The following is a 4,120-nucleotide window of genomic DNA, read 5'->3' on the forward strand; positions in this document are numbered from 1 at the left end:
TGAGCATTGATCTTGGTGGTTTCACTCTTCTCAAGCCCCATAAGACTCTGTATGACTTCAATAGGAGCTCCATTATTCATCAAATGAGTTGCGTAGCTGTGCCTAAGTTGGTGTGGATGAATTTCTTTATTAATTTCCGCACGATTGGAGATCCGCTTGATGATGTATCGCATTTGGGCGACACTCATTTTTTGTGCGGCTGTCTTGCTGTCACAAAGATGGCTGGATTATGGTCATTACGGCTTTCTAAATAGCGTTTAAGCCATATGTCACAACGTGTATTAAAATATACCTCTCTTTCCTTATCACCTTTACCTCGAACGATCGCAGATTGATTGGACCAATTAATATGGTTCTTTTCTAACGAAACTATTTCTCCAATTCGACAACCGGTAGAAAACATGAATTCAAAAATCGCTTTTTCCATTGGGGAATGACAGGATTCACGAAGGTGTTCGATTTCCCGTTCTGTTAAATACTTAGGTATCCGCTTCCCTACTTTGGGTTCTTTAATTTTGGAAGTTGGATTCTTACTAAGGTATCCTTCTTCATGAGACCAACGAAAAAATGATTTCATAAAGCGAATACGATGTGCAAGACTGGCTGGTTTTAAATGCTTACCGGATACAGCAAGATATTCCTTTAGTTGATTTGTATCCAGCAATGCCATCTCTACGTCTTTAAAATAACCAATTAATAGCAAATACTGTAACTGGTATGCCTTCAAGGTTTGTGGCGAAAAGCCCTCTATTCGCTTGTCCGCTTCAAACGAAGCCCATGCTTTTGACAGTAACAATTTTATTCCCCCTACAATAGTAATATTAAAAGGATTATTGCCAACTTAATAGAATTATAGACATAGGGTGTATTTTGACTAACGCCGCAGTTTAGTTGAAGAACGAATCGTTATAATTTTTGTCGAAATAGAAGTCTAGTGAAAATTTGTTTTAATTAAGGAGAGAGCCTATTTGAGTCAGTTATTGTCTATTGAACCACCTGTCTTAGAGAGTGAAAGAATCATACTCAGACCTTTACAACAAGAAGATGCAAGATATTTATTTTCTATTAGCTATCCTGAAGTTTGGACATATATGTTAGGTGAAATTAAATCGGAAACTGAAATGGAAGTACATGTGTCAAATAAAATTCAACTTCGCAATCAAATGAAGGCATTACCGTTTGTTGTTGTTTTAAAAGAAACTAATGAAATTATTGGAACAACAAGTATTTACGAAATCAACCTAAGTCAGAAGTCGTGTGAAATAGGTGCAACTTGGTACGCAAACAATTTTTTAAGGACGTTTGTCAATTCAGAGTGCAAGTACCTACTTCTAAAATATTGTTTTGAGGAATTAAGGATGATAAGAGTACAATTTAAAACGGATGAGAGAAATGTCCGTTCTCAAAAAGCTATAGAACGATTAGGAGCTATTAAAGAAGGTATCTTAAGAAAAGAAAGAATTCTTGAAAACGGATATATTAGAAATGCAGTAATATACTCAATTACAGATGATGAATGGAGTAAAGTAAAACAATTGATAATAGAAAAAAAGCAAATGAACAACATTGTGAAAGAATGCACTTAAACGAACGCGTGCTTTACTTCAAGAAGGAGTAAAGCCTTTTTTATTGAACTAAAGCCGCAGTTTAGTTGAACAAGAAATGATTTGAAACATATCCACTATCTTCACGTCTAACAATTTAAGGAGGCGACTTTTTGAAGAAATTACTTTTCACTTTTATATCACTGTTCCTATTATTAGCGGCTTGCCAAGCAAATGATTCCGATGCAATTACACTGGTGGGTCAAGACAACGAACATCCTATACTCGGTTCTGATAATGAAAATCTCACCTTACCCGAGGGTGAAGAATTAGCTGTAGACACGTCTGACATTGAACAAATGAATATAGGTTCCGAAATGCCCAAACTTTTATATGCCGATAACAACATTGTGGTTATGCAAGGTACATTTGGAGTAGTCGTATATAATATGCAAGACTCTATAGTTACAAATCGAATTTCATATGAACAAATTAAGTCATATGACCTTCCAATGATGTTGGCATCTGTATCACAAGATGGTACAACCATCTTTATTGGGAATGATGATATGTACAATGAATTTATCTATACTTATCAATACAATATTAGTACGAGAGTAATCAAAAAAACAATACAACAGCCTTCAAGCTTATTTAGTCCTATAACTATCGAGACACCTGGTTACAACGAGGAGTACGATAAATATTTCGATTTAAATTATCTTACGGCTGACAAAATTGTAGAATTGGATAATACGTTTATCTATCTACGCTCTAAAGACTGGAATATGAAAAACCTACAAATCGTTATTTGCCAGTATGAAGATAGCGAAAACAAAGTTTTTGATGTGTTCAAATAAGAATTAAAGTCATAGTCATTGTTCACCAATCGGGCACGATGAGGGAATAAACTGCTCTTTCTTCTTCAACTAACGGGTGCTTTAGTAAAAAATCAATATCAAAGCAAGATGAGCTGGGAGGAAATATCCTAGCTCATTTTTTATGTATATTTAAAATCAGCCTTTACCTTTAACATAGCTTTATGTTAATAAGCTGAGCAAATTTCCTTAAAAGCATTTTACAGATTAAACACGAACATTAATTACGTATTGATTGTAGTGACAGGTGATGGCTGATCACTCCCCCTGCGGAGAACGTCCACCTAGATGTAAAATCAGTTTTAAAATATGTTCGTGTTTAACTTAAATCTAATTTCAAAATAAAGTAAAAAAATAATATAAATCGATCTATTGATTTGTTCCCTACTTTCTATATAATAAATTCTTGTGTTTCAAAAAAAGAAGAAAAGGATGGGGATAAATGAAAAGAACCCTTACAGCAGTTTTAGCATCCGCAATGCTATTATTATCTGCGTGCTCAGAGAACACAGATTCACAAGCGGAGGTTAACAAGGAAGTAGACACAAAAGCGTCAGCCGAAACTACTGTGGCAGTTAAACCAACTATGATTAAAGGCGAAGACTATGATGAAAACGGCGGTGCTGATGCCTATGCAGAAGCTGGCGACAACACAGAGTCTCGTTATTTTAAAGCACCTGATTTTTACAACATGAAATCAGATGATCAATTACTACTAATCGAAAATTTCCAAACGATGCAGCAAACAACAGAATGGTCTTGTGGACCTGCTACCGCATTAATGGTTGCTAACCATTTTGGCTTCACCGACATGACAGAAATGGATATTGCTGAGCAAATGAAAGCAATGACCGACTTGGACACTCCAGGAGCAAAGCCTGGTTCTGCAAACAACTTCCCAGAATACGGGACAGACGTTAGCCAGCTCCATAATTTCTTTACTAGTCTAGAGGGCTTTAAAGTGGTAGAGACAAGCTATAAAGTGAATTATGCAGCAGACGATCTAATTCAAGAAGCAGATGGTGCAACCGGAAATAATGTAGGAAACCTTCCTGCTACTTTCACATGGAACAGCTTATATGCTTCTGAAAATAGTGAGAGAACTGAAGCATGGGTAACAGATGCTAAGGATAGCTACTTTGTTAAATGGCTAACTGGCCACCTTTCTAATGACCGACCAATTATGGTTGAGTGGGCAGATTGGGATGGACATTGGCAAGCCATCATTGGATATGATAATAATGGCACACCAGGTATTGGTGATGATATGCTTATCTTTGCAGACCCGTATGATACATCTGACCATTGGCAGGACGGATATTACTTCTATCCATTAGAAAGATGGTTCGGTATGTGGAACGATCGTAACATTGCACCGAAACCATTCCAATTACAGCCTTACATCGTTGTGGATTATACTAAATAGATTTTAAAAGAGAGTCATGACATTGTCATAACTCTCTTTTTTTCGCTCATACTTCCTAATAAACCACTGAACAGTTCCCGAAAATCTGTCGATTGCTTTCATTTCTTTAATTTCATATGATAATAAGGCAACTAGCCAACACGTTGTTCAGTAATTTAAAAAGGAGAATGTTACGTGACTAAAAAATATATATTTATGTTTGGTTCATTGATTATAGCTTTAGGATTGGTAATTGCAGCGCTAGTTACCGGTGACGATATAGTTACTTATCT

The 4,120-nt window shown here is 36.0% G+C and carries 3 protein-coding genes and 1 pseudogene; 3 read left to right on the forward strand and 1 reads right to left on the reverse strand.

Going from position 1 to position 4,120, the window contains the following annotated elements; translation table 11 throughout:
- A pseudogene (locus AC06OU_RS14660) lies at positions 1–796 on the reverse strand (tyrosine-type recombinase/integrase); the annotation flags it as partial.
- A gap of 172 nt (positions 797–968) precedes the next feature.
- On the opposite strand from AC06OU_RS14660, the gene AC06OU_RS14665 reads away from it, so the two are divergent.
- The 3 genes from AC06OU_RS14665 (at position 969) to AC06OU_RS14675 (ending at position 3,848) form a co-directional block, all read left to right on the forward strand.
- Complete coding sequence (locus AC06OU_RS14665; protein WP_475856761.1) at positions 969–1,586, forward strand: GNAT family N-acetyltransferase; 618 nt, start codon at positions 969–971, stop codon at positions 1,584–1,586.
- Between the two features lie 131 nt (positions 1,587–1,717).
- Positions 1,718–2,404 (forward strand): hypothetical protein, encoded by a 687-nt coding sequence (locus AC06OU_RS14670; protein WP_475856762.1) that lies wholly within the window; start codon positions 1,718–1,720, stop codon positions 2,402–2,404.
- A gap of 460 nt (positions 2,405–2,864) precedes the next feature.
- The gene (locus AC06OU_RS14675; protein WP_475856763.1) at positions 2,865–3,848 is read left to right on the forward strand and encodes a papain-like cysteine protease family protein; all 984 of its coding nucleotides are present in this window, start codon (positions 2,865–2,867) and stop codon (positions 3,846–3,848) included.
- The last annotated feature ends 272 nt before the right edge of the window (positions 3,849–4,120 follow it).

The sequence above is a fragment of the Psychrobacillus sp. genome, from assembly GCF_056205495.1.